The 21,823-nt window shown below is 63.3% G+C and carries 32 protein-coding genes and 1 tRNA gene; 23 read left to right on the top strand and 10 right to left on the bottom strand.

Annotation, left to right across the window (positions count from 1 at the left end; all coding sequences use genetic code 11):
* Positions 1 to 55: 55 nt before the first annotated feature.
* From glpD to FJ978_RS00505, 9 genes are all read left to right on the top strand, one after another.
* Positions 56 to 1,582: a glycerol-3-phosphate dehydrogenase gene (glpD, locus tag FJ978_RS00465; protein WP_140569365.1), complete on the top strand. Its 1,527-nt coding sequence runs from the start codon at positions 56 to 58 to the stop codon at positions 1,580 to 1,582.
* 42 nt (positions 1,583 to 1,624) lie between these two features.
* Positions 1,625 to 2,704 carry an ABC transporter ATP-binding protein gene (locus FJ978_RS00470; RefSeq protein ID WP_140569366.1) on the top strand — a complete coding sequence of 360 codons (1,080 nt, stop codon included), beginning with the start codon at positions 1,625 to 1,627 and terminating at the stop codon, positions 2,702 to 2,704.
* Between the two features lie 10 nt (positions 2,705 to 2,714).
* Entirely contained in the window at positions 2,715 to 3,782 is a 1,068-nt protein-coding gene (locus FJ978_RS00475; protein ID WP_140569368.1) for an ABC transporter ATP-binding protein, read from the top strand.
* On the top strand, positions 3,783 to 4,649 hold the full coding sequence (locus FJ978_RS00480; RefSeq protein ID WP_013895315.1) for a sugar ABC transporter permease: 867 nt from the start codon (positions 3,783 to 3,785) through the stop codon (positions 4,647 to 4,649).
* Position 4,650: 1 nt separating this feature from the next.
* Positions 4,651 to 5,568: a carbohydrate ABC transporter permease gene (locus FJ978_RS00485; RefSeq protein ID WP_013895316.1), complete on the top strand. Its 918-nt coding sequence runs from the start codon at positions 4,651 to 4,653 to the stop codon at positions 5,566 to 5,568.
* A 67-nt stretch (positions 5,569 to 5,635) separates the two neighbouring features.
* Positions 5,636 to 5,923, top strand: coding sequence for a DUF2160 domain-containing protein (locus tag FJ978_RS00490; RefSeq protein WP_140569369.1), 288 nt, complete (start codon positions 5,636 to 5,638; stop codon positions 5,921 to 5,923).
* Positions 5,924 to 6,006: 83 nt separating this feature from the next.
* Entirely contained in the window at positions 6,007 to 7,731 is a 1,725-nt protein-coding gene (locus FJ978_RS00495; protein WP_013895318.1) for an ABC transporter substrate-binding protein, read from the top strand.
* A gap of 92 nt (positions 7,732 to 7,823) precedes the next feature.
* Positions 7,824 to 9,317: a glycerol kinase GlpK gene (gene glpK / locus FJ978_RS00500; protein WP_140569371.1), complete on the top strand. Its 1,494-nt coding sequence runs from the start codon at positions 7,824 to 7,826 to the stop codon at positions 9,315 to 9,317.
* 30 nt (positions 9,318 to 9,347) lie between these two features.
* Complete coding sequence (locus tag FJ978_RS00505) at positions 9,348 to 9,824, top strand: DUF6882 domain-containing protein (protein ID WP_140569373.1); 477 nt, start codon at positions 9,348 to 9,350, stop codon at positions 9,822 to 9,824.
* A gap of 88 nt (positions 9,825 to 9,912) precedes the next feature.
* Here the strand turns inward: FJ978_RS00505 and FJ978_RS00510 are convergent, their stop codons facing one another.
* Complete coding sequence (locus FJ978_RS00510; RefSeq protein WP_013895321.1) at positions 9,913 to 10,383, bottom strand: BA14K family protein; 471 nt, start codon at positions 10,381 to 10,383, stop codon at positions 9,913 to 9,915.
* 233 nt (positions 10,384 to 10,616) lie between these two features.
* On the opposite strand from FJ978_RS00510, the gene FJ978_RS00515 reads away from it, so the two are divergent.
* Positions 10,617 to 10,692, top strand: a tRNA-Lys gene (locus FJ978_RS00515).
* 128 nt (positions 10,693 to 10,820) lie between these two features.
* Here the strand turns inward: FJ978_RS00515 and FJ978_RS00520 are convergent.
* Positions 10,821 to 11,153, bottom strand: a complete 333-nt coding sequence (locus FJ978_RS00520; RefSeq protein ID WP_140569374.1) for a hypothetical protein — start codon at positions 11,151 to 11,153, stop codon at positions 10,821 to 10,823.
* A gap of 106 nt (positions 11,154 to 11,259) precedes the next feature.
* Between FJ978_RS00520 and FJ978_RS00525 the strand changes: the two genes are divergently transcribed.
* Positions 11,260 to 11,460, top strand: coding sequence for an Arc family DNA-binding protein (locus FJ978_RS00525; protein WP_140569376.1), 201 nt, complete (start codon positions 11,260 to 11,262; stop codon positions 11,458 to 11,460).
* Here the strand turns inward: FJ978_RS00525 and FJ978_RS00530 are convergent.
* The 8 genes from FJ978_RS00530 to FJ978_RS00560 form a co-directional block, all read right to left on the bottom strand.
* Positions 11,457 to 11,729, bottom strand: a complete 273-nt coding sequence (locus FJ978_RS00530) for a hypothetical protein (protein ID WP_140569377.1) — start codon at positions 11,727 to 11,729, stop codon at positions 11,457 to 11,459. The genes FJ978_RS00525 and FJ978_RS00530 overlap by 4 nt on opposite strands.
* Positions 11,730 to 11,831: 102 nt before the next feature.
* On the bottom strand, positions 11,832 to 12,092 hold the full coding sequence (locus FJ978_RS00535) for a hypothetical protein (RefSeq protein WP_140569379.1): 261 nt from the start codon (positions 12,090 to 12,092) through the stop codon (positions 11,832 to 11,834).
* A 251-nt stretch (positions 12,093 to 12,343) separates the two neighbouring features.
* Positions 12,344 to 13,735, bottom strand: coding sequence for a hypothetical protein (locus tag FJ978_RS00540; protein ID WP_140569381.1), 1,392 nt, complete (start codon positions 13,733 to 13,735; stop codon positions 12,344 to 12,346).
* A gap of 52 nt (positions 13,736 to 13,787) precedes the next feature.
* The gene (locus FJ978_RS00545; protein ID WP_210241428.1) at positions 13,788 to 14,012 is read right to left on the bottom strand and encodes a hypothetical protein; all 225 of its coding nucleotides are present in this window, start codon (positions 14,010 to 14,012) and stop codon (positions 13,788 to 13,790) included.
* Positions 14,013 to 14,309: 297 nt separating this feature from the next.
* Positions 14,310 to 14,462 carry a hypothetical protein gene (locus FJ978_RS32645; RefSeq protein WP_181180368.1) on the bottom strand — a complete coding sequence of 51 codons (153 nt, stop codon included), beginning with the start codon at positions 14,460 to 14,462 and terminating at the stop codon, positions 14,310 to 14,312.
* On the bottom strand, positions 14,459 to 14,719 hold the full coding sequence (locus FJ978_RS00550) for a hypothetical protein (RefSeq protein WP_140569383.1): 261 nt from the start codon (positions 14,717 to 14,719) through the stop codon (positions 14,459 to 14,461). Before FJ978_RS00550 ends, FJ978_RS32645 begins: the two co-directional genes overlap by 4 nt.
* Entirely contained in the window at positions 14,716 to 14,997 is a 282-nt protein-coding gene (locus tag FJ978_RS00555) for a hypothetical protein (RefSeq protein ID WP_140569385.1), read from the bottom strand. Before FJ978_RS00555 ends, FJ978_RS00550 begins: the two co-directional genes overlap by 4 nt.
* Positions 14,998 to 15,244: 247 nt before the next feature.
* A complete protein-coding gene (locus FJ978_RS00560) occupies positions 15,245 to 15,859 on the bottom strand; it encodes a S24 family peptidase (RefSeq protein WP_140569387.1) in 615 nt (204 codons plus the stop codon).
* Positions 15,860 to 15,967: 108 nt separating this feature from the next.
* Here FJ978_RS00560 and FJ978_RS00565 point away from each other — a divergent pair, with 108 nt between their 5' ends.
* The 12 genes from FJ978_RS00565 to FJ978_RS00620 all read left to right on the top strand — a co-directional run bounded on the left by FJ978_RS00565 (position 15,968) and on the right by FJ978_RS00620 (position 21,784).
* Positions 15,968 to 16,201 (top strand): helix-turn-helix transcriptional regulator, encoded by a 234-nt coding sequence (locus FJ978_RS00565; RefSeq protein ID WP_140569388.1) that lies wholly within the window; start codon positions 15,968 to 15,970, stop codon positions 16,199 to 16,201.
* Positions 16,194 to 16,382, top strand: coding sequence for a hypothetical protein (locus FJ978_RS00570; protein WP_140569390.1), 189 nt, complete (start codon positions 16,194 to 16,196; stop codon positions 16,380 to 16,382). The genes FJ978_RS00565 and FJ978_RS00570 overlap by 8 nt, the downstream gene beginning before the upstream one ends.
* Positions 16,383 to 16,760, top strand: coding sequence for a hypothetical protein (locus FJ978_RS00575; RefSeq protein WP_140569392.1), 378 nt, complete (start codon positions 16,383 to 16,385; stop codon positions 16,758 to 16,760).
* Entirely contained in the window at positions 16,693 to 17,220 is a 528-nt protein-coding gene (locus tag FJ978_RS00580) for a hypothetical protein (protein WP_140569394.1), read from the top strand. The genes FJ978_RS00575 and FJ978_RS00580 overlap by 68 nt, the downstream gene beginning before the upstream one ends.
* Positions 17,217 to 17,597 (top strand): hypothetical protein, encoded by a 381-nt coding sequence (locus FJ978_RS00585; RefSeq protein ID WP_140569396.1) that lies wholly within the window; start codon positions 17,217 to 17,219, stop codon positions 17,595 to 17,597. The genes FJ978_RS00580 and FJ978_RS00585 overlap by 4 nt, the downstream gene beginning before the upstream one ends.
* Positions 17,594 to 17,857, top strand: coding sequence for a DUF2312 domain-containing protein (locus FJ978_RS00590; protein ID WP_140569397.1), 264 nt, complete (start codon positions 17,594 to 17,596; stop codon positions 17,855 to 17,857). Before FJ978_RS00585 ends, FJ978_RS00590 begins: the two co-directional genes overlap by 4 nt.
* On the top strand, positions 17,857 to 18,120 hold the full coding sequence (locus FJ978_RS00595; protein ID WP_140569399.1) for a hypothetical protein: 264 nt from the start codon (positions 17,857 to 17,859) through the stop codon (positions 18,118 to 18,120). Before FJ978_RS00590 ends, FJ978_RS00595 begins: the two co-directional genes overlap by 1 nt.
* On the top strand, positions 18,120 to 18,305 hold the full coding sequence (locus FJ978_RS00600; protein ID WP_140569400.1) for a hypothetical protein: 186 nt from the start codon (positions 18,120 to 18,122) through the stop codon (positions 18,303 to 18,305). The genes FJ978_RS00595 and FJ978_RS00600 overlap by 1 nt, the downstream gene beginning before the upstream one ends.
* Positions 18,302 to 19,123 (top strand): SAM-dependent methyltransferase, encoded by an 822-nt coding sequence (locus FJ978_RS00605; RefSeq protein ID WP_181180369.1) that lies wholly within the window; start codon positions 18,302 to 18,304, stop codon positions 19,121 to 19,123. The genes FJ978_RS00600 and FJ978_RS00605 overlap by 4 nt, the downstream gene beginning before the upstream one ends.
* A 250-nt stretch (positions 19,124 to 19,373) precedes the next feature.
* Positions 19,374 to 20,531 carry a toprim domain-containing protein gene (locus FJ978_RS00610; RefSeq protein ID WP_140569402.1) on the top strand — a complete coding sequence of 386 codons (1,158 nt, stop codon included), beginning with the start codon at positions 19,374 to 19,376 and terminating at the stop codon, positions 20,529 to 20,531.
* Positions 20,531 to 20,884: a Gp49 family protein gene (locus FJ978_RS00615; protein WP_140569403.1), complete on the top strand. Its 354-nt coding sequence runs from the start codon at positions 20,531 to 20,533 to the stop codon at positions 20,882 to 20,884. Before FJ978_RS00610 ends, FJ978_RS00615 begins: the two co-directional genes overlap by 1 nt.
* 3 nt (positions 20,885 to 20,887) lie before the next feature.
* Positions 20,888 to 21,784 carry a hypothetical protein gene (locus FJ978_RS00620; protein WP_140569405.1) on the top strand — a complete coding sequence of 299 codons (897 nt, stop codon included), beginning with the start codon at positions 20,888 to 20,890 and terminating at the stop codon, positions 21,782 to 21,784.
* The last annotated feature ends 39 nt before the right edge of the window (positions 21,785 to 21,823 follow it).

Genomic DNA, 21,823 nt, shown 5'->3' on the forward strand with positions numbered 1-21,823 from the left:
CCACGGTTTCGCAAAAGACCCAAAATGGTGCAATGCGAAATCGTGGAGGAGCTAAGTGGACGCATCTTCAATCCGTGACATTTTCGTCATAGGTGGCGGCATCAACGGCTGCGGCATCGCCCGCGATGCCGTCGGTCGTGGCTTTTCGGTTTTTCTCGCCGAGATGAACGATCTCGCCAGCGGAACATCCTCCGGTTCGACCAAGTTGATCCATGGCGGGCTGCGCTATCTCGAATTCTACGAATTTCGCCTGGTGCGCGAGGCGCTCATGGAACGCGAGGTTCTGTGGAAGAACGCCCCGCACATCATCTGGCCGATGCGTTTCGTGCTGCCCTATGCCAAGGGCCTGCGCCCGGCCTGGCTGATCCGGCTCGGCCTGTTCCTCTACGACCATATTGGCGGGCGCAAATTGCTGCCGGCGACCAGGACGCTCGACATGGCGAGCGACCCGGCGGGCAAGCCCTTGAAGCCATTGTTCAAGAAGGCTTTCGAATATTCGGATGGCTGGGTCAATGATGCACGCCTGGTGGCGCTCAATGCACGCGATGCCGCCGACCGCGGCGCGACGATCCGAACCCGCACCAAGGTGGTCGAGGCACGCCGCGAAGGTGGCATCTGGGCGATCAAGATCGAGAACCTGCAGACAGGCGCGACCGAGGAGATCAAGGCAAGGCTGCTGGTCAATGCTGCCGGTCCATGGGTCGATCATGTCCTGTCCGGCGTCGTCGGCCAGAACGATGTCCACAATGTCCGCCTCGTGCAGGGCAGTCACATCGTCATCGCCAAGAAATTCGACGATCCGCGCGCCTATTTCTTCCAGAACAGGGATGGGCGCATCATCTTCGCCATTCCCTATGAGGAAGAGTTCACGCTGATCGGCACCACCGACCGGGACTATCCCGGCGATCCGCACGACGTGAAGATCAGCGACACCGAGATCGACTATCTCTGCGCCGCGGCCAGCGAGTATTTCGCGCAACCGGTGAAGCGCTCGGACATTGTCTGGACCTATTCGGCGGTTCGCCCGCTCTATGATGACGGCGCCTCCAAGGCGCAGGAAGCAACTCGCGACTATGTGCTGAAGGCCGATGGCGGCGACGGCGCGGCCCCGATCGTCAACGCTTTCGGCGGCAAGATCACCACCTACCGCCGGCTGTCGGAATCGATGCTGGAAAAGATCGAAGGTTTTCTCGGCAAGCGCGGCAAGCCATGGACCGCCAACGCGCCACTGCCTGGGGGTGACTTCCCCGCCACCGGTTTCGACGCGCAGGTGGCAAAGCTGAAGGCGGCCTATGCGTTCCTCGACGCGCGCCTTGCCCGCCGGCTGACCCGGCTTTACGGGACGCGTGCACAGAACCTGCTCGGCCTTGCCAAATCGAATGCCGATCTCGGCCGCAATTTCGGCGGCGATCTCTACGAGGCCGAAGTGCGTTATCTCGTTGAAAACGAATGGGCTATCACGGCGGAAGACGTGCTGTGGCGGCGGACCAAGCGCGGCCTGCATCTTGGCCGTGAGCAGGTTTCCGCACTCGATGAATTCATGCGTGGCATAAGCCGGCGGCACGTCGCGGCCGCTGAATGAAGAGGTTTTTGAGCTGATGCGGAAAGCCTGGGAGGAGGCGTCATGCTGGAACTGAGGAACGTCACCAAGACGGTCGGTGCGATCGAGCACATCCGCGACGTGTCGCTGACGCTTCAGCACGGCTCGCTCAACGTCCTGCTCGGCCCAACGCTTTCAGGCAAGACCAGCTTGATGCGGCTGATGGCCGGCCTCGATGTGCCGACTTCCGGCTCGGTCTGGTTCGACGGCCAGAATGTCACCGGCATGCCGGTCCAGAAGCGCAAGATCGCCATGGTCTACCAGCAGTTCATCAACTATCCGGCGATGACGGTCTATGAGAACATCGCCTCGCCGCTGCGGGTGGCCGGCATCGAGCAGGCCAAGATCGACAGCCAGGTGCGCGAAGCCGCCGCATTGCTGAAACTGACGCCCTATCTCGACCGCACGCCGCTCAACCTGTCTGGCGGGCAGCAGCAGCGCACCGCATTGGCGCGCGCCATCGTCAAGAATGCCAGCCTGGTGCTGCTCGATGAGCCGCTCGCCAATCTCGACTACAAGCTGCGCGAGGAATTGCGCGCCGAACTGCCGAGGATTTTTGCCGCCGCCGGCACCATCTTCGTTTACGCCACGACCGAGCCGCACGAGGCGTTGCTGCTCGGCGGCAACACCGCGACGCTATCGGAAGGCCAGATCACCCAGTTCGGGCCGACCATCGATGTGTTCCGCAAGCCGGTCGACCTGGTGACGGCCAAGACGTTCGCCGATCCGCCGCTCAACACCATCGTGCTGGCCAAGAAAGGCGCCGACTTCCTGCTCGAGGGCGGGGTCAAGCTGCCGGTGCCGCCCGAACTCGTCGGCATTGCCGATGCGAACTACACGGTTGGTTTTCAACCGCACCATCTTTCGCTCGAACGGCCCAATGCCTTGGCAGTGCCGGTGCGAGCCAAGGTCACCATCACAGAAATCACTGGGTCGGAGAGTTTCATCCATCTCGACTTCGCCGATGCACGCTGGGTCATGCTGTCTCACGGCATCCTCGATTTCGAGCCCGATGATGCGATCGATGTGTTTATCGACCCGCGTCACATCATGGTTTTCGACGAGCACGGCCGCGCCGTGACGGCACCGAAGCTGGCGGCTTGAGGAGGGCGATATGGCGCGCATCAACGTCAACCATGTCAGGCATTCCTACCTGCCGAACCCGCGAACGGATGCCGATTTCGCGCTGCGCGAAGTGCATCACACCTTCGAGGACGGCGGCGCCTATGCGCTGCTCGGGCCTTCCGGCTGCGGCAAGACCACGCTGCTCAACATCATTTCGGGCCTGCTGCATCCCTCGCACGGCCAGCTGCTGTTCAACGGCAGGAACGTGACCAGCCTGTCGACCCAGGAGCGCAACATCGCACAGGTGTTCCAGTTTCCGGTCATCTACGACACCATGACCGTCTACGACAATTTGGCGTTCCCGCTGCGCAATCGCGGCGTGCCGGAAGCCGACGTCGACCGCAAGGTGCGCGAGACGCTGGAGATGATCGACCTGTCGTCCTGGGCCAAGAAGAAGGCGAGGGGCCTGACCGCCGACCAGAAGCAGAAGATCTCGCTCGGCCGAGGTCTGGTGCGCTCGGACGTCAATGCCATCCTGTTCGACGAGCCACTGACTGTCATCGATCCGCACATGAAGTGGGTGCTGCGTTCACAGCTCAAGCAGCTTCACCGCCGCTTCGGCTACACCATGGTCTATGTCACGCACGACCAGACCGAGGCGCTGACCTTCGCCGACCAGGTGGTGGTCATGTTTGACGGGGGCATCGTCCAGATCGGCACGCCGGCGGAACTGTTCGAGCGGCCGCGCCATACCTTCGTCGGCTATTTCATCGGCTCGCCGGGCATGAACGTCATGCCGGTGGCGATCGAAGGCAGGACGGCAATGCTCGGTCCGCAACGGATCGAATTGCCGGGCGCGCCCAAAGCCGGCAGCGGCGCAGTCGAACTCGGCATCCGTCCTGAATATGTACGGCTCGGTCGCGACGGCATGGCTGTCTCGATCAGCAAGGTCGAAGACGTCGGTCGCCACAAGGTGGTGCGCGCCAAACTGGAAGGCCGGGACATCGCGGCCGTGATCGGCGAGGACGAAACGGTTCCGGCTGAACCGAAGGTGCGGTTCGATCCGGCCGGCATCAACATCTATGCCGATTCCTGGCGTGTCGAGATGGGGGCATAGATGGACAAGACCTGGAACAACAAGGCCTGGTTTCTGGTGCTGCCGGTGCTGGTGCTGGTGGCCTTCACCGCTGTCGTCCCGCTGATGACCGTCGTCAACTATTCGGTGCAGGACACGTTCGGCAACAATGTCTTCACCTGGGCCGGCACCGAATGGTTCGAGGAATTGCTTTCGTCCAGCCGCTTCTGGGAAGCGATGGTGCGCAACCTGATCTTCTCCTTCATCATCCTGGCGATCGAGGTGCCGCTCGGCATTTTCATCGCGCTCAACATGCCGAAAAAGGGCTGGGGCGTTCCTGTCTGCCTGGTTTTGATGTCGCTGCCGCTGCTGATCCCGTGGAACGTCGTCGGCACCATCTGGCAGGTGTTCGGACGCAACGACATCGGCCTGCTGGGCTATTATCTCAACGCGATCGGCATCGACTACAATTATGTGCAGGATCCGTTCGACGCCTGGGTGACGATCATCGTCATGGACGTCTGGCACTGGACCAGCCTCGTCGTGCTGCTCTGCTATGCCGGCCTGGTCTCGATCCCGGATGCCTTCTATCAGGCGGCCAAGATCGACGGCGCCTCGCGCTGGGCGGTGTTCCGCTACATCCAGTTGCCGAAGATGCAGCGCGTGCTTCTGATCGCCGTGCTGCTGCGCTTCATGGACAGTTTCATGATCTACACCGAACCCTTCGTCGTCACCGGCGGCGGGCCGGGCAATTCGACGACATTCCTGTCGATCGACCTCGTCAAGACCGCACTCGGCCAATTCGACCTTGGGCCGGCGGCGGCCATGTCGCTGGTCTACTTTCTCATCATCCTGTTGTTGTCATGGGTGTTCTACACCGTGATGACCAACTACGACGCGGAGCGCTGAGATGGGCCGCGCCAACGAGACGACGACGGAGCGTGACCGGGTGAGCCAGGTTTCAGAAGGGCTCTCCAGCGCGCTGTCGCAGAGCGAAATCGATCGGCGCATGCGCCGGCGCGGCGAGGAATCGCGCTGGTGGTGGATCGTGCCGACGCTTTACATCATCGTGTTGCTGCTGCCGATCTACTGGCTCATCAACATGAGCTTCAAGACCAATGCCGAGATCGTCAATTCGCTGACGCTCTATCCGCATCAGCCTACGATCGCCAACTACGTCACCATCTTCACGCAGAAGGCGTGGTATTCCGGCTACATCAACTCGATCACCTATGTCGTCATGAACATGGTGATTTCGGTGTCCGTGGCGTTGCCGGCTGCCTACGCCTTCTCGCGCTATCGTTTTCTCGGCGACAAGCATCTGTTCTTCTGGCTTTTGACCAACCGCATGGCGCCGCCGGCGGTGTTCGCACTGCCGTTCTTCCAGCTCTATTCCGCCTTCGGCCTCATTGACACGCATATCGCGGTGGCGCTGGCGCACTGCCTGTTCAACGTGCCGCTGGCGGTGTGGATCCTCGAGGGCTTCATGTCGGGCGTGCCGAAGGAAATCGACGAGACCGCCTATATCGACGGTTATTCATTCCCGCGCTTCTTCGTAAAAATCTTCATGCCGCTGATCGCCAGCGGCATCGGCGTCGCCTGCTTTTTCTGCTTCATGTTCTCGTGGGTCGAGCTGCTGATCGCCCGCACGCTGACCACGACAGACGCCAAGCCGATCGCCGCCACAATGACCCGTACCGTCTCGGCATCGGGCATGGACTGGGGGCTGCTGGCCGCAGCCGGCGTGCTGACGCTGATCCCCGGCGCGCTCGTCATCTGGTTCGTCCGCAACTACATCGCCAAGGGCTTCGCCCTGGGGAGGGTATGATGAAACGAACGCAAAGGTTCGTCCGCAACACCATCTTCAAGGGCTTCGCCCTCGGGAGGGTGTGACCATGAACCTCGACTTCTCCTGGATGGCGTGGACCTGGCCGACGGCCGCCTTCTTCGCCGTCATCGTGCTGCTTCTGGTCGGGATGGGCGCTTGGGAATACGCCTCTCCGGGCGGCAATCCGCGCGTCGGCGTGCTGCGCTTCGAGACGACGCGCGGCGACCGTCTTTTCCTGTCGCTGCTTGGCAGCGCCTTTATCCATCTCGCTTGGCTGGGTCTTGTCGGACCCAACCTGTGGTGGGCTCTCGCTCTCTCCGTGGTCTACGCCGTCGGCGTGTTCCGCTACGTATAGAGGGGGAAACTGTTGGAACGGCCGCATACCGGCGGCCGCTCCAGATCGCACTTGAAATCTTTTCAAAATGTGGAGGAAACACAATGCGACGGCAATTTCTTACATCGACGACTGCGCTTGTCCTATTGCTCGGGGCAGGCAATGCGTATGCCGGAATGGACGAGGCCAAGGCCTTCCTGGACAAGGAAATAGGCGACGTCTCGACGCTTTCCCGTGCCGACCAGGAAAAGCAAATGCAGTGGTTTATCGACGCGGCCAAGCCCTTCGCCGGCATGGACATCAAGGTCGTGTCGGAAACCTTGACCACGCACCAGTACGAGTCTCAGGTGCTGGCGCCGGCCTTTACCGCCATTACCGGCATCAAGGTCACGCATGACGTCATCCAAGAAGGCGACGTCGTCGAAAAGATTCAGACCCAGATGCAAACCGGCCAGAACATCTACGACGGCTGGGTCAACGATTCGGATCTGATCGGCACGCACTGGCGCTACCAGCAGGTGCGCAACCTGACCGACTGGATGGCGGGCGAAGGCAAGGACGTCACCGATCCGATGCTGGACGTCGACGACTTCATCGGCACCAAGTTCACCACCGCGCCGGACAAGAAGCTTTACCAGCTTCCCGACCAGCAGTTCGCGAACCTCTATTGGTTCCGCTACGACTGGTTCAACGATGAGAAGAACAAGGCCGACTTCAAGGCCAAATACGGCTACGATCTCGGCGTCCCGGTCAACTGGTCGGCCTATGAGGACATCGCCGCGTTCTTCACCGGCCGCGACGTCGACGGCAAGAAGGTCTATGGCCACATGGACTACGGCAAGAAGGATCCGTCGCTCGGCTGGCGGTTCACCGACGCCTGGCTGTCGATGGCCGGCAACGGCGACAAGGGCCTGCCGAATGGCGTGCCGGTCGACGAATGGGGCATCAAGGTCGATGCGAATTCACGGCCTGTCGGCTCGTGCACGGCACGCGGCGGCGACACCAATGGACCAGCATCGGTCTACGCCATCCAGAAGTATCTTGACTGGCTCAAAGCCTATGCGCCGCCGGAAGCTCAGGGCATGACCTTCTCCGAATCCGGTCCCGTGCCGTCGCAAGGCAATGTTGCCCAGCAGATCTTCTGGTACACCGCCTTCACAGCCGACATGGTCAAGCCGGGCCTGCCGGTCATGAACGAGGACGGTACGCCGAAGTGGCGTATGGCGCCATCGCCGCACGGCTCCTACTGGAAGGACGGCATGAAGCTCGGCTATCAGGACGTCGGCTCCTGGACGCTGATGAAGTCCACGCCGACCGACCGCGCCAAGGCCGCCTGGCTTTATGCGCAGTTCGTGACCTCCAAGACCGTCGACGTGAAGAAGAGCCAGGTTGGCCTGACCTTCATTCGCGACTCCACCATCCACGACAAGAGCTTCACCGAACGTGCGCCGAAGCTCGGTGGTCTGATCGAGTTCTACCGCTCGCCGGCCCGTGTGCAGTGGACGCCGACCGGCACCAACGTGCCGGATTATCCGAAGCTGGCGCAGCTCTGGTGGCAGAACATCGGCGACGCATCCTCGGGTGCCAAGACGCCGCAGGAAGCCATGGATTCGCTCTGCGCCGATCAGGAAAAGGTCATGAGCCGTATCGAGAAATCCGGTGTCCAGGGCGACATCGGGCCGAAGATGGCCGAAGAGCACGATCTGGCCTACTGGAATGCCGACGCGGTCAAGGCCGGCAATCTCGCCCCTCAGCTGAAGCTCGAGCAGGAGAAAGACAAGCCGATCACCATCAACTACGACGAACTGGTGAAGAGCTGGCAGAAATAGGACTGTCTATGCGGGCGCTCGCGCCCGTGTGAAATCAGGGGAGGCGGCGTGTTGCCGTCTCCCTTCTTTGTATCAAGGCGGAGGACGTTGGGATGAGTGGTTTTGTGCTGGCGATCGACCAGGGTACGACGTCGACCCGGGCGATCATGTTCGATGGCGACATGAAAGTCGTCGGCTCCGGGCAGAAGGAATTCACCCAGCACTATCCGGCCTCCGGCTGGGTCGAACACGATCCGGAGGAAATCTGGAGCAGTGTCGTGGCGACGGTGAAAGCAGCGCTGAAGAAGGCCGGTCGCGTCGCTTCGGATGTCGCGGCCATCGGCATCACCAACCAGCGCGAGACCGTCGTCATCTGGGACAAGGCGACCGGCAAGCCGATCCACAATGCGATCGTCTGGCAGGATCGCCGCACCGCACCGCTCTGCCACAAGCTCAAGAAGCAAGGGCTGGAGAAGAAATTCACCCGCAAGACCGGCCTGCTGCTCGATCCTTATTTCTCGGGCACCAAGATCGCCTGGATGCTCGACAAGGTGAAAGGGGCGAGGCGACGCGCGGAGAAGGGCGAGTTGCTGGCCGGTACCATCGATAGTTTCCTGATCTGGCGGCTGACCGGCGGCAAGGTCCACGCCACCGATGCCACCAATGCCTCGCGCACGCTGGTCTACAACATCGCCGAGAATGTCTGGGACGAGGAACTGCTTTCGATCCTGCGCATCCCCGCCGCGATGCTGCCTGAGGTGAAGGATTGCGCCGACGACTACGGCGCCACCGAGAAGGGTCTGTTCGGCGCCGAGATAAAAATCCTCGGCGTTGCCGGCGACCAGCATGCCGCGACCATCGGCCAGGCCTGCTTCGAGCCGGGCATGATGAAGTCGACCTATGGCACCGGCTGCTTCGCGCTGCTCAACACCGGCAGCGACCTGGTCCGTTCGAAGAACCGGCTGTTGACCACCATAGCCTACCGGCTGAACGGCAGGACGACCTATGCGCTGGAAGGCTCAATCTTCATTGCCGGTGCGGCCGTGCAATGGCTGCGCGACGGCATCAAGGTGATCGGCAAGGCCGAGCAGAGCGGCAAATTGGCCGCTGAAGCCGATCCCTCGCAAAACGTCTATCTGGTGCCGGCCTTCGTCGGGCTCGGCGCGCCGCACTGGGACGCCGAAGCGCGCGGCGCCATCTTCGGGCTGACCCGCAATTCCGGTCCGGCGGAGTTTGCGCGCGCCGCACTTGAATCGGTCGCCTATCAGACGCGCGACCTGCTCGACGCCATGCGCAAGGACTGGAAGGGCGGCGCGGCCAAGACGGTGCTCAGGGTCGATGGCGGCATGGTGGCGTCGGACTGGACCATGCAGCGCCTGGCCGACATCCTCGATGCGCCGGTCGACCGCCCGACCATTCTGGAGACCACGGCGCTGGGGGCGGCCTGGCTCGCCGGCTCGAAGGCGGGCGTGTGGCCGGATGCGAAGAAGTTCGCGAAAAGCTGGGCGCTCGAGCGGCGCTTCCAGCCGGACATGGATAGCTCCATACGCTCAGCCAAACTCGCAGGCTGGCGCGATGCTGTGCGCAGGACGCTGAGCGTGCAATAATCAAACTATCTGGGTCGGGGGACGAGAGAAATGAAGCCGGACTGGTATCCTGCTTGGCGCGACGAGGCTATCGAACAACTGAATGCCAAGAATGACCGCTTGGAGAAAGACTTCCAGCTCGGCCACTGGTCTCGCTACGATTATGACATAGAGACCAGAAGGCTTTTGTTTTCCAAAGACGGCGAAATCAAAGTGACCGCAGAGGTCCAGATTGCCGGTTCCACGAGCATTAAGTCGCAGAGTTGGCTCTGGGCCTGGGCAAATTCAAATTGGCCCGACGACGTTATGATCGACGCAAAGCTGGTTCGATCCTTCGGCGAGACGAACAGCGTCGATGAACTGGCCCAGTCTTACGTGACGGATGTGGATGACGAGCTGGAAGTGCTTGGTTGGGAACTGAGCGCCGTGGCGGTTCGAATTTGCGACGCCCTTGGAGCATATCGCTCACCTTCCGGGGAGGGCGATGCACGTTTTTACATCATCAAGGCCATCAGTTGGGCCGGCTGATGCCGGCTCGCCATACTCACTGAAAGAGAAGACCCGCGCCAGGTTCTGGCACGGGCCTGCTCGGCAGCTGCTGGCACTCACCCGCAAATCAATAGGGCGAACGGCACTGCCGACGCGGACCGTAGTTCGGCTGGAACGTGTTGTCCGAAGCGCGGTAGCTGCGATAGCGGTCGTAGCACCACTGCACATGGGCATTGCCTTCATAGACGCGGTTGTTCTCGCTGTTGACGATCGCGCCGGTGATCAGCGCGCCGGTGGCGAAGGCCGCGAGCGGGAACCAGTAGTCGCCGTGACGGCGATAGCCGCGACGGTATTCGCGATAGCCGCGATGGCCATTCCAATACATGCCGCCATTGCGGGCGAAACTGCGGTTGCGCGAGAAATTGCGGTCAAAGGAGCGGTTTCTCCTCCACTCGCGGTACTGCACTGTCTGCACATCAGGCGTTACGGTCTGGGATAGGGGTACATAGGCAGTTGCAGCGTTGACCGGCACCACTTCCGCCGCAACAAATGTGGCCGAAAGGGTAGCTGCAATCACGCCGGATAGGATTCTGTTCATGGGTCTTCTCCTCGAAGGATTAGCGGACGTCCCTGTAGGCCGAAAACGGTCGTCGCAGGGGATTTGTTCCCCCGCATCGGCCGCCGCTGGCGGGCAGAGGTCAAGGAGCGACCCTACGGTGCCGCAACTGGCGGCGCTGGACAGGTTCGCAGGCCCGCTTTTTCCGGTTGACCGGCCGAAGCACTCTCCCTATGTTCCGCGCAATTTCGAGGGCGGCCTTTTCGAGCCCGCGGGAGCGCGTAGCTCAGCCGGTAGAGCAACTGACTTTTAATCAGTAGGTCTCGGGTTCGAACCCCGACGCGCTCACCATCGTTTCACGTGGAACATCAAACACTTAGGAAATCCGGTCTTGGAACAGAGCCGGAACCTGTGCGAGGAATGCGAGCCGTGCGAGGTCGTTTTCTCGCACGGCGCGTTCTCTGGCTGTTCCGGGCGAGTCAGGCCGCGTTGCGCAGCAAGAGCGAAACGTCGCGGTTGGCGGCCGCGATTTTGTCATTGGCGCAATGACACAGTGTGATGGCCGAGTGCTGCAGCAGCTCGTGCTGGTAGGGCTCGACGTTCTCGGAAATAAAAATAACGGCGACCAGCAGCTGTCGAATTTCGGCAAGTTGCTGGTCGATGCGATTCAGCGGGTCTGTATGCTCCATAGTTCTGGTTGTTCCTTTGACGATCCCGTGTGTTTGAGCCGTCTTGTTCGGGGCGGCCTGGGGGTAGTTCACGTCCGCGTGACCGGCCGGGTCAACGCCGGTGCCGGTATAAGCAGATATCATTGTGGATAGCGGTGAATAGCGTTGAGAAGGTGGGCGGTGTTGTGGGCATGTTAACCCATCTGGTGGGGCGATTTCCCCGCCTCGCGGAGTCGGTCATAAGATCGACATGCCCGAGCGCCTCGATTCCCATATCCGCCTGACACCCGACCTCAAGAAGCGGCTCAAGGTCGCGGCGGCCGAGAACGGCCGCAGCCTGAATGAAGAGGTGGTCACCAGGCTGGAAGGCTCGTTTGAGCTTACGTCGGACGGGCGCGCCAAGCTGAAAGGCCTGTTGGCCCAGGCGCTGCGCGAACTGGAAAGCGGCTAGCGTTTTTCCAGCAGCACGGTGAGATAGCAGCCGACGACGGTGAAGTGATTGCGGACCCGGTTGCCGCAGGCTAGGCAGCGCAGGAACCGGCCGCCGACCCAGCGCAGCTGCTCGCTGGCGCCGAAGCGTTTTTCGATGCGGTGGCGATCGACCGGCCCGACATGCTCGCAGATCAGGCAGCGCCCGCCGAGAATGTATTCCGGCGGCACATCGTTGAAGCTGATGGCGTAGTAAGCCTTGCCTGGCACGGCGTCATAGAGCGGGTCCATCGTTCCGATTTCGTTCCGCCCGCATGCGCCGTCAAGCGGTCGAGGAAAAAATTCCTCACGTGGGTTTGTCGCGCAACGGGGTCTTGCGCCGCGGCGCCTTGGTCACCCGACCGCTGCCTGCCGCACGCTGATCGGATAGCCGACATCGATTGTGACGGTGCCAAGGTCGTCATCGACGCGCTTGACTTGGCGCGTCAATTCCAGCTGGTCGCCCGGTTTCGACTTGGGCGGCACCACCATGGAAAACGGATAGTCGTAGCCGGCGATCTGGCAGCTGGCGCGGCCGTCCGGCAGCAGCTTGACGATGGTGATCTCAAGCGTGATGTCGTCGCCGATGTCGATGTCGATTGTCTTATCAGCCATCGCTAAATGATGGCGCCGGCGACGCCGGCGTCAAGCCTTGGCGTATGCTTCCCACGTTGCGCAGGTTACGCCGTCCTGCCCCTCCATCCATGAAAGAGAGGGCGGCCAGCGATCCCTAAAGAACGCGCTTTCTGGCAAGGGGGGAAGCGGCGCGATCGGGAACAGGCATTCGTAGCTGCTCATGTGTCGCACGATGCGGCGTCCCCGCGAGTCCGCCTTGACGTCGAGCCATTTGCAGGTCTTGCAGGACTTCATATCCCGAACTCCGTCTCGCCGCCGGCATCGTACCAGGCGACCATCTTGCGGATTGCCGCGTCGGCCATTTCCGGGTGGATGGCCAGATAGTGTTTCAAGACGCGCGTGGCGCTGTTCAGCGAATGGCCCGTGATGGCGCAGATCTCGGGGATGGTGCAGCCGGCCAGCGCGAGCCAGGTCACCGCCGTGTCGCGCAGATCCGGCTCCTGAAAATCGGCCAGCGACGGGCAGGGCTTTATCAGCCAGTCGGTGCCGTTTTCCGCGCGGATGCCGGCGACGGCGATGTCGCGCACCCTGGCGAACAGATGGCTGTAGTGCTGGCCCTGGAAGGGTTGCCACAGGCACTTGCCGTAGCGCTTGTCGAAATGCTCGTTGAGGATGACGCGCTTGAACCGGCGCTCGATCGCGGCGCGTTCCTCGGGGTCGGCCTTCAACAGCGCTTCGGCCTTGGCCGCGCGCCGCCGCTCCAAGCTGGCGGTCAGCCGGCGTTCCAGCTCGGGCGCTTCCAGCACCGACACGATGGCGCCGGTCTTGGCCTGGCGAAACAGCCGCCGGCCCTTGTGCAGGCCCCGGTCTTCCAGCTTCAAGCGATCGCCCTGGCGCTGGCCGCTCCACAGGCCGAGCAGCGTCATGTCGCCGACGACGGGCAGGCCCATATGGTCGCCAACCCTGACCAGCGTCTCGATCTCGGTGCGGGTGCCGAAGCGGATGCGCGGCGGCGGCGTCGACATGGCTAGATCCTGCGCCGGGTTGACGCCCTGGTTTTCCCGGAACGTCGTCTTGCCGCGCCGCTTGCCCCAGCTCAAGGCGATCGACAGCGTGGCGATGGCGCCGCGTGCCGTCGACAGGCCGCGCGCGCCGACAAGGCCCTCGTAGACGCCCAGCATGACCGGCTGCGACAGCGCGTCGACCGGCGAGGCGTAGAGCGACGGGTCATGCTCTTCCAGCACGCGCGCCTTCTGGCGATAGTCGCGGATGGTTTTCGGCGCATAGATGATGCGCGCGGCAATCTGGCGCTGGCGCTCGGCTTCATCCTGCGGCAGCTGGAATTTCAGGCCTGTGCGAAACCAGTCCTCGAACAATTGCCCGACCGTGTAGAATTTCGGCTTGGCGGTGCGCGGCCCGGTGGCGATCGGCGCGGCCGCCGGCGTCTTGGCCTTGTCGATATCCTTGCAGAAGGCGTCGGACCAGTCGACGGCCTCGCCGCGGCTGAACCACCGGCCGGTGTTCTTCGCGCCTGGCTTGAGCGCCACAGGCTTCCAGCCGATCGGGTCGCCATCCGGCCAGCGCATGTCGGTGCCCTTGAAGCCTGCGGCGCGCAGCTCGGGACCTGGCTGGAAGCGCGGCCGGCCGTCGCGCCAGGATACATGCTTGATCGATTTCGGCATCGGGGTGGCTCCCTGTCTACACGCGCGAGGGTGAATCGCGCGGGCGAGTTTGTCAAAGGCTGGGGCGTTCCTCGCCGCCGGCGAAGTAGCTAGGGCGCCGCGTCAACTCGGCTTCCTCAAACATGTCGGCGAACAGCGGCACCTTCTTTTCAAGGCGTCGCCGCAAATTTCGGCGGCGCGCCTTGGCTTTCGCCTCGGGGCTCCATCGGCGAATAGGTTGCTGGGTGACCAGTTCCCAACCGATGCTGTAGCCACCTCCCGGCACCCAAAGTTCCAAGACTTCCGGTGGGCACGGTGTGCCGCGCGGCACCAGCATAGCCCTCAAGACGCGAGGCCCTGGGCAAGGCTTGGAATGGTTACGCCATGCTAGAGACCAGCGTGCCATGTCAGTCGTCACTGCTCTCTCCTGAAACAAAATCGCCGGGGTGCCATTCACGGCCACCCCGGCAGGTAGCGCCCCTAGACCGAGACAATCGGGGCGGTTCGAGGAAACTTGCCCGGCGGGTACGCTGGCGGGAGGGTGTTGCCATCCCGCCGGGCTTGCAGGCCGCGTGGGGGGACGCGGCCGGCGGGGCTAGTGGCGGTTCCGCTCGGGGCGGTGTTCGTAACGGATCTCGAAACCATGCCGCCGGGGCCGCGCCTGCAGCCAGCCAACCAGCAGGCAGGAGGCGGCAAGCGCCAGCGCAACCAGCGCACCGATGATGATCATGACGGCATAGTCGCTCATGTGCGTTTCCTTCCGCGTTGTTCCATGACGGCATGGGCGTTGATGCCGGCGCCGGTCAGCACCGGGCACTCGCCGTAGAGACGGACAAGGCCGAGGCTCTGCAGCGACTTGAACACGGTGAGGCTGACGCTGGCTGGCGGCCTGCCGTAGCCGTTCGGGCGGCGATAGAGCCTATAGGCCTTGATGAGGTTGATCGCCCGGCGCTGCTGTGTAGTGAGCGTGGACGGGTCAATCTGGGTGGCGGCAAGTGCCGTCATGGGTTCACTCCATAGCGTTGGCGAAGGGCCTCGGCGGCGGCGCTGATGGCGTCGGCGGCCGGCCCGTTCTGGTTGGCGGGCAAAGGCGCGGGCACGAACTGCCCGGCCGTACGCAGCCACACTTCGACAGCCCGGCGCGGCCAAACCCAGCCGGTCGGGATTTTTCGCGGGAAGCCTTCGCGCTGGTGCAGCTTCAACCAGTTGCGCATCAGCCACGGCACCGGGCGGCCGATCGCCTGGGCGACCTCTTCAAGCGGCGCGGTTTCGTCGGTGAGCATTGTTTGCGGGCCTCGCGGTGAGTCGCGGGCCAGAATATGCGAGTTCGCAAATTCGTCAATAGTTGTGTGCGTACTGGCAAATTCACGCAAAAAGTGATTGTGCGAGTGCCGCCGGAGCGCGGTCGCGAAAAGCCATGGCTTTTGTCAGGTGCGCGATTCGCGAAAAGCCATGGCCTTTGTCAGGTGCGCGATTCGCGAAAAGCCATGGCTTTCGTCAGGTGCGACAAGCCATGGCTTTTGTCAGGTGCTAATTGTAGGGGCGGATGAGGCCGGCGCGCACGCCCATGATGACGACGCGGTCTTCGTCGACCTGCTCGGGGCGGGTCGGCCCGAGCTTGGCTGAATGCGTCACCAGGAACGGCGCCTGATAGTGGCGCATGACGGTTTCGGCGCTGCCGGTCACCAGGTCGGAAATCCGGGCGATGACGATATCGCCGTTCTTCGGCCGGCGGTTCTGGTCAATCACCAGGATGTCGCCGGGCACGATACCCAGCAGATCGAGCGCCCAGCCCTTCACAACCCACGGCTCGACGCCGTTGCGATTGCCCCTGATGGCGTCGACCGCCATCATGACCCATGCCGGCAGCTCGGCTTCGCGGCGCGGATCGTAGGGAACCGCCTCGCTCTCGCCCATGCCGGGCAGAGTGCGCGTGCCGGGCAGCACGTTCTTGGGTACGCCGGAATAGATGGCGATCGCATCAAGCGTCTTGTCCTGCACCGTAAGCTTGCCGGTGCCGTCGTTCATGAAGCGGGTGACGGTCGAGGGTGCGAGGCCGGAATTCTGGGCTAGCGCCGAAATGGAAAGGTTTAGGTAGTCAGCGACTGCCTTGATCCATTCCTTCGTTGCGCGCGGGCTTGACATGCTGCGCACAATACTTTGTGGACTCGCAAAACTCGTCACAGGCTACCACTTGCAAAATTTGCGAGTACGCATATCACCTTGCAAATCGAAACGACAAGGTGATTCGCGATGGATTTCGCAGCGATCGACGCCAAGCGCGCAGAAAACCACATCGACCAGAAGGTTCTCTGCCAGCGCGCCGGCGTCAACCAGTCCACCTATTCGCAGCTGAAGGGCGGCAAGCGCGGCGGCTATGTCCGCACGCTGGAAAAGCTCGAAGCCGCTCTGGACGACATGGTCGCCGACCGCATGCGCAAGCTCAAGGAAGTCACCGGCGAGCAAGAGGTACAGGGACATGGATGATCCGAGGGACATCGCGCGGCAACGCGCGGCGGCCGAGCAGCGGGTGCGCGATCGGGTGATGCTCGACACCTACAAGGATTTGACCGCGCAGCCCCTCGGTGACCGGCTGGCCGCCAGCCACTATGCCCAGCTGGGCAGCGTTTCAGGCCTGGCCATCGCCGCCCGGCAGCGGAAACCCTGAATGCGCGCCATGGCCGTCATGGTCGACGTGCCGAACCGGGAAAGACCGGTCGGCGAGCGGCGCGTGGTCGGGCTGATGGCCGACAATGCCACGATCGGCGTTGCCGCCATGCGCGACGGCGACCGCATCGTGGTGACCGAACTTGAATTCAACCTGGGTGAGGCCGTGCGCCTGGCCGAGCTGATCCTTTCCGGCGACGCCAGGGCGAAAACCACGCCCGGCCTTGCCCGCATCCTTTCCGCTTCCGTCGCCATGCTGTTCCGCGTCTCGCACGCGGCGGGAGCCTTTTTGCCCACAGCAGAGGAACCCGATGGCCGAGACGCTGGATATCTGGACGATCAACCGGAAGCGGGCGGTGAAGAAGATCCCGATCGCTAGGCTGTGCCGGCATGCCGGCGTCGACGCCACCGCCTGGTTCAAGGCCATGCGCGGCACCACGGAAATGCGGCCCGAAACGCTGGCCAAGCTCAACGCCGCGCTGGGCCGCTCGAAAATGCAGTTTGCCGGGGAACACGGTCCTGCGACCTCGCACGGCGCCTTCAAGGCGATCCTGGTGCTTGCCGCCTACGAGCTGAAACAGAACGCGAAAGCGGTGCTGGCCAGCGATCCGGCGCGCAAGGCGACCAGCGACCCCGCCTGGCAGGCGGCGGCGGAGGTTCGCCAGCTCGGTTTCTGGATCGCCACCCGCATGGTCGGTTTCGCGCAAGCCGATGTCGGCCGCGCCGCCGGCGTGACGCGGGCGGCTGTCAGCGAAGCGGTCAAGGCGCTGGAAGACGCGCGCGACGACGACAAGCAATTGGACCGGCTGTTGAGCCATATCGAGGAGGTGTTTTCGTGAGTGACCCAGCAATAGAGAAAGCTGACGCGCTGGTTGCCGCCGCAAGTTTCGCGGGTGGCACGAACGGCGATCTGGGCACGGCGATGCTCATGTTCTTCGAGCGGATCAATGAGCGCATTCCGCACATGATGCCGATCGTTATCGGAGCCTGGCAGCGTGGCCGTTTTCGCCCTTGGCATCCCATGCATTCTGCCCCGACCGACGGAACAGTGGTCGAGCTTTGCGCTCGCTACACTTTCGCAACAGCTGGCTTCCCCCGGTACGGCCATTTTCTCGACGGCGCTTGGCGCGAGTCGACCAGGGATGGGCGCGAGCTGGTGGCGTGGGCGTGGCGCGAACGCGATCCCGAATGGCCCTTTGAAGGGGAAGCGCTATGAGCACCGGCGACATCACCGACACCAGCCAGACGGTCGCGGCCGGCCAGCTGCGCGCCATCATCGAGCGGATCGAGCGGCTGAACGAAGAAGCCAAGGCGATCGGCGAGGACAAGAAGGAAATTTTCAGCGAGGCGCGTGGCAGCGGTTTTGACACCAAGGCCATCAAGTCGCTGATCCGCCTGCGCGCCATGGACCCAGCCCAACGTGAGGAAGAAGAGGGCATCCTCGACCTCTACAAAGCCGCGCTGGGGATGCTGTGATGGGCACCAAGAGCATTGCCACCGGCCCACAGCACGAGGCATTGCGCAACGCCTTCATTGAGGCGGTGCGCCAGACGGCGTCCGATATGCCGGCAGACCAAATCTTGGCCGTTGCCTGCGTGTTCGTCGGCCAGCTCACCGCCGTGCAGGATCAGCGGCGGTTCACGTCCGACATGATCATGGATCTCGTTTCGGAGAACATCCAGAGCGGCAACCAGCGCGTCATTGCGGGCCTGCTCGATGCGAAGGGGGGAAACGCCTGATGGACCCTTTCCTGCACGTCGACTATGGCCCTGACACCGAAGCCGAAATCCTGCTCAAAAAGCAGCTGTTCGATCTGCGGTGCGAGTATCAGGAAAAGGCCGACCCGATCGTCAAGCGCCTGGCTGACATTCAGGCGCTCAAGCCCGTGCGCGTCGTCGTCGCCGTCGGGCGTGAACCGAAATGAACGCGCGCACCAGCAGCACGGCTGTCATGGCGCGGCGGGTCGAGTCGGCGGACAGTCTTGACTATTTTCCGACGCCGCCATGGTCGACGCGCGCCTTCTGCACTTATGTGCTGCCGCGCTTCGAGCTGCTGGACCCTGCAACAGGGCTGTTCCCGTTGATGGCGATCGATCCGGCCTGCGGCGAGGGCCATATGGCGCTGGCGCTGCGGGAATTCTTCCCGGTTGTGACCGCCACCGACATTTTCGACTATGGCTTTGGCGGCGTCGCCGATTTCCTGCACCCCGACCATGCGCAGGCGCCCCGCGACTGGATCATCACCAATCCGCCGTTCAACCTTGGGCCGGACTTCATCCTGCACGCGCTCGACATCGCCCGGCGCGGCGTCGCCATGCTGGTGCGGATCGCCTTCCTGGAAGGCGAGGGGCGCTATGCCCGACTGTTCAAGCGCACGCCGCCAAGCCTGATCGCGCAATATGTCGAGCGCGTTCCGATGCATCGCGGCCGCTGGGTGATCGATGGCAAGAGCGCCACCGCCTATTGCTGGCTGGTGTGGCACAAGCCGACGCCGCGCGCCCCGGACCCGCCCTTCATGTGGATCCCGAAATCGCGTGTGGCGCTATCGAGGCCCGACGACTGGCTGCGCTTCGGCGGCTGCATGGACCTGCCGAAGACGCACCGCGCCATGGTGCTGGCGGAACAGGGCAAGAAATATCGGGAGCCGGTGCTGACGCTGGCGCAAGTGCGCGCCGAAGCGGCCGCCAAGCGCTACCCCGCGTCGATCGGCGACATCGCCCGCGAGCTGGGGGCGCTGCTGTGAAGGACGATCCCTGTTTTCACTGCGTGCTGCCGGACTGCGATGATCGCTCGCCCCGCTGCATGGTGCGGAGGCTGGCCAACAGCTACGACAAGAAGCACCGCGATCGTACCCCGCACCTAATCACGGATGAGGAGCGGGCCGCCAACAACCGCATATTCGACATATGGAAGCTCGACCGGATGGCACAGGCCGCCGAGGGCACCAGACCATATCGCCGTAAGGGATCACCTTGGACAGGCGAGAGCAGCCCATGATCGGCGACCTCGACATCGTCAAGGCCGGGCTGATCGAGCGTATCGAGGACGTGTGCGCGAAGCTTTTGCCCAACGGCAAGGTCGAGGCCGGCCAGTGGGTGAGCTTCAATCCGGTGACCGGCGACTACAGGGCAGGGCGGTTGCCGACCCTGAAAATCCGCTTGCGCGGCGGCGTCGTCGGCGCCTGGAAGGATTGGCGCAGCGGCGACGCCGGCGACGTGCTGAAACTGGTTTCCTACCTGCTCGGCACCGACACCAAGGGCGCGCTGGTGTGGGGCCGCGATTTCCTCGGGCTGCGCACCATGACCCGCGCCGACCGCGAGAACATGCGCCAGGTTGCGGCCGTCAAGCGCGTCGACCGCGAGCGGCAGGACGCCAGGCTGCGCGAACAGAAGCTGCTCAACGCCGACCGGCTGTTCAACGCCAAGCCCAGCGAGTCCGATATCGGCCCGTGCCAGATCCCGTTCGGCGTGTTCAAGCTGGCGGAAGGCTCGACGGCCGAGCAGCACGCCCGCGCGTATTTCCGCGAGCGTAATTGCGCGCTGAACGATATCGAGACGTTCACCGCCTATTCCACCCGCGTGGCGCCGGCCGTCGAATGGTGGAAGGGCGCGGTGTGGAAGCGCGACGGCTCGGGCCGGCAATACAAGGCCGAGCGCGGGGCGCTCTATCCGGCGATCCTGTCGGCGATGCGCAACCGCATGGGCATCGTCACCTGCACGCATTTCACCTTCCTCGACCCGACCCGGCCGGCGAAGGCACCGGTCGAGCCCGCCAAGCTGATGTATGGCGAGGCGCTGGGCTCGGTGATCGAGATCGCCACCGGGCCAAGCGAAAAACCGTTCTGGATGACGGAAGAGCCGCACCCGCTGATCTTGGCCGAGGGCCGCGAGACGGCGCAGAGCTTTGCCGCCGCCGGCGTGCCGGCACGCGTGTGGGCGGCCGGCAGTCTCGCCGGCGTCGGCAAGGCGCCGATCGACCTTGCCTGCGTCTCCTGGGTGCTGTTCGCGCGCGACAACAACACCGGCAATGCCCAGGCGCAAAAGCAGTTCGAACAGGCACTGGCCGGGCTGGAAAGCCACGGCAAGCGTGTCGTCGTGGAAGCCAGCCACGTCGGCGACGATTTCAATGACCTGGCGCAAGGAGAAGAGTGATGTCTACCGGAAGCCTGGAAGCCGGCGACGCGGCCGCTGCCGCCGTTGCCAAGACCGTAAATCGCGTGACGCTCGCGAACTTGGAAGCGAGGGTCGAGACGGTGCAGTTCTTTCAACCCGAAATCGCGCCAGAGCTGACAATCTGCGTGATGAAGCTGACCAATGGCTTTGTGCTGGTCGGCAAGAGCGCGCCGGCCGATCCGGCCAACTTCAACCAGGAGCTGGGCGCGAAATTCGCCCGCGAGGACTGCATCCGCCAGATGTGGCCGCTGGAAGGCTATCTGCTGCGCGAACTGCTGTCCGCCGCCGCCGAAGCCACCGCCGGCATCGATGCCGCGAAAGCGGAGGGCTGAACGATGGGACGCAAGAGAGGAAGCCGCAATGCGCAAGCGCCGATCGCCGACCAGGCCAAAGAAGCGCCGGCCAAATCCGTGGCAGCCAATCCGGCGCCGGTCACAGCCAGCGGAACCACTGAACCTACCGTGGCCGGGGCAAATGCTCTCACGCCGGCCGCGTCGACCGCTGCTGCAGATCAAGTTCAAGCAGGCCATGTCACTGGCGGCGATGCGCCTGCCGTTTTGAGCGTCGCTCCGCTGTACCAAAGCCACAAGCAGGTGCGCGCGCTCAAGTTGAGCGATGTCGAACGCAACAACGACACCGGACAAGTGTTGCTGACGCCAGAAGATAAGAGCTTCGCGCCGTTCGAGCCGCCGTCAAACTGGTATGGGCGTTATAGCGGGAGCGACAGCGATACCGGCTACTTCGTGCAATATGAGGACGGCTTTGCATCGTGGTCGCCGAGCAAGCCGTTCGAAGATGGCTACAGCCTCATGTCGAGCGACGACGAATTGGCGTTCAGAGCGCCGCTCGTTGTCGCCGAGCTGGCGCGCGGGGTTGGCGCGGCCGCGCGGTACTTCGCCAACGGCGGCGGGAGCGAGCCCGACATCTTCACCACGGAAGAAGCCGCCATCATGGCCGATTTCGTGCGCGACAACCGCGAGGCGCCGGTGGAAGCGATGTTCATCCACCTCGGCCTGCAGAAGCGCTACCCGCGCACGGTACCCAACACGGCCGACCGCTTCGTGCTGGGCCTGTTCCATGCGGCCTGCGTGGCGGCGTTCACCTTCGAAGGCGAGCTGGCCGCCGAGGAAGCCGCGCGCCGCGAGACAGCGACGTTTGGTGGCTGGCCCGGTGACCGGGCGCTGAAACCGCAGGACCCGGCCTTCGCGCCGACCGGCTTTTCCCCGCGCTAGGTCCGCCCCGACCCAGCGCCTTGCCCGCCGGTGGGTGAA

It is taken from the genome of Mesorhizobium sp. B1-1-7 (assembly GCF_006442705.1).
Lineage (GTDB): Bacteria > Pseudomonadota > Alphaproteobacteria > Rhizobiales > Rhizobiaceae > Mesorhizobium > Mesorhizobium opportunistum.

What these genes read in the sequence shown, in the direction of transcription:
- FJ978_RS00510 (WP_013895321.1), bottom strand. Translation starts at nt 10,383, where the DNA reads ATGAACAGAATCCTATCCGGCGTGATTGCAGCTACCCTTTCGGCCACA.
- FJ978_RS32645 (WP_181180368.1), bottom strand. Translation starts at nt 14,462, where the DNA reads ATGAGCGACTATGCCGTCATGATCATCATCGGTGCGCTGGTTGCGCTG.
- FJ978_RS00595 (WP_140569399.1), top strand. Translation starts at nt 17,857, where the DNA reads ATGGGCACCAAGAGCATTGCCACCGGCCCACAGCACGAGGCATTGCGC.
- FJ978_RS00535 (WP_140569379.1), bottom strand. Translation starts at nt 12,092, where the DNA reads ATGGCTGATAAGACAATCGACATCGACATCGGCGACGACATCACGCTT.
- FJ978_RS00565 (WP_140569388.1), top strand. Translation starts at nt 15,968, where the DNA reads ATGGATTTCGCAGCGATCGACGCCAAGCGCGCAGAAAACCACATCGAC.
- FJ978_RS00620 (WP_140569405.1), top strand. Translation starts at nt 20,888, where the DNA reads ATGGGACGCAAGAGAGGAAGCCGCAATGCGCAAGCGCCGATCGCCGAC.
- FJ978_RS00540 (WP_140569381.1), bottom strand. Translation starts at nt 13,735, where the DNA reads ATGCCGAAATCGATCAAGCATGTATCCTGGCGCGACGGCCGGCCGCGC.
- FJ978_RS00555 (WP_140569385.1), bottom strand. Translation starts at nt 14,997, where the DNA reads ATGCTCACCGACGAAACCGCGCCGCTTGAAGAGGTCGCCCAGGCGATC.
- FJ978_RS00480 (WP_013895315.1), top strand. Translation starts at nt 3,783, where the DNA reads ATGGACAAGACCTGGAACAACAAGGCCTGGTTTCTGGTGCTGCCGGTG.
- FJ978_RS00485 (WP_013895316.1), top strand. Translation starts at nt 4,651, where the DNA reads ATGGGCCGCGCCAACGAGACGACGACGGAGCGTGACCGGGTGAGCCAG.
- FJ978_RS00475 (WP_140569368.1), top strand. Translation starts at nt 2,715, where the DNA reads ATGGCGCGCATCAACGTCAACCATGTCAGGCATTCCTACCTGCCGAAC.
- FJ978_RS00600 (WP_140569400.1), top strand. Translation starts at nt 18,120, where the DNA reads ATGGACCCTTTCCTGCACGTCGACTATGGCCCTGACACCGAAGCCGAA.
- FJ978_RS00580 (WP_140569394.1), top strand. Translation starts at nt 16,693, where the DNA reads ATGGCCGAGACGCTGGATATCTGGACGATCAACCGGAAGCGGGCGGTG.
- FJ978_RS00495 (WP_013895318.1), top strand. Translation starts at nt 6,007, where the DNA reads ATGCGACGGCAATTTCTTACATCGACGACTGCGCTTGTCCTATTGCTC.
- FJ978_RS00530 (WP_140569377.1), bottom strand. Translation starts at nt 11,729, where the DNA reads ATGGACCCGCTCTATGACGCCGTGCCAGGCAAGGCTTACTACGCCATC.
- FJ978_RS00615 (WP_140569403.1), top strand. Translation starts at nt 20,531, where the DNA reads ATGTCTACCGGAAGCCTGGAAGCCGGCGACGCGGCCGCTGCCGCCGTT.
- glpK (WP_140569371.1), top strand. Translation starts at nt 7,824, where the DNA reads ATGAGTGGTTTTGTGCTGGCGATCGACCAGGGTACGACGTCGACCCGG.
- FJ978_RS00610 (WP_140569402.1), top strand. Translation starts at nt 19,374, where the DNA reads ATGATCGGCGACCTCGACATCGTCAAGGCCGGGCTGATCGAGCGTATC.
- FJ978_RS00605 (WP_181180369.1), top strand. Translation starts at nt 18,302, where the DNA reads ATGAACGCGCGCACCAGCAGCACGGCTGTCATGGCGCGGCGGGTCGAG.
- FJ978_RS00520 (WP_140569374.1), bottom strand. Translation starts at nt 11,153, where the DNA reads ATGATATCTGCTTATACCGGCACCGGCGTTGACCCGGCCGGTCACGCG.
- FJ978_RS00505 (WP_140569373.1), top strand. Translation starts at nt 9,348, where the DNA reads ATGAAGCCGGACTGGTATCCTGCTTGGCGCGACGAGGCTATCGAACAA.
- FJ978_RS00590 (WP_140569397.1), top strand. Translation starts at nt 17,594, where the DNA reads ATGAGCACCGGCGACATCACCGACACCAGCCAGACGGTCGCGGCCGGC.
- FJ978_RS00560 (WP_140569387.1), bottom strand. Translation starts at nt 15,859, where the DNA reads ATGTCAAGCCCGCGCGCAACGAAGGAATGGATCAAGGCAGTCGCTGAC.
- FJ978_RS00470 (WP_140569366.1), top strand. Translation starts at nt 1,625, where the DNA reads ATGCTGGAACTGAGGAACGTCACCAAGACGGTCGGTGCGATCGAGCAC.
- FJ978_RS00490 (WP_140569369.1), top strand. Translation starts at nt 5,636, where the DNA reads ATGAACCTCGACTTCTCCTGGATGGCGTGGACCTGGCCGACGGCCGCC.
- FJ978_RS00575 (WP_140569392.1), top strand. Translation starts at nt 16,383, where the DNA reads ATGCGCGCCATGGCCGTCATGGTCGACGTGCCGAACCGGGAAAGACCG.
- FJ978_RS00570 (WP_140569390.1), top strand. Translation starts at nt 16,194, where the DNA reads ATGGATGATCCGAGGGACATCGCGCGGCAACGCGCGGCGGCCGAGCAG.
- FJ978_RS00525 (WP_140569376.1), top strand. Translation starts at nt 11,260, where the DNA reads ATGCCCGAGCGCCTCGATTCCCATATCCGCCTGACACCCGACCTCAAG.
- FJ978_RS00550 (WP_140569383.1), bottom strand. Translation starts at nt 14,719, where the DNA reads ATGACGGCACTTGCCGCCACCCAGATTGACCCGTCCACGCTCACTACA.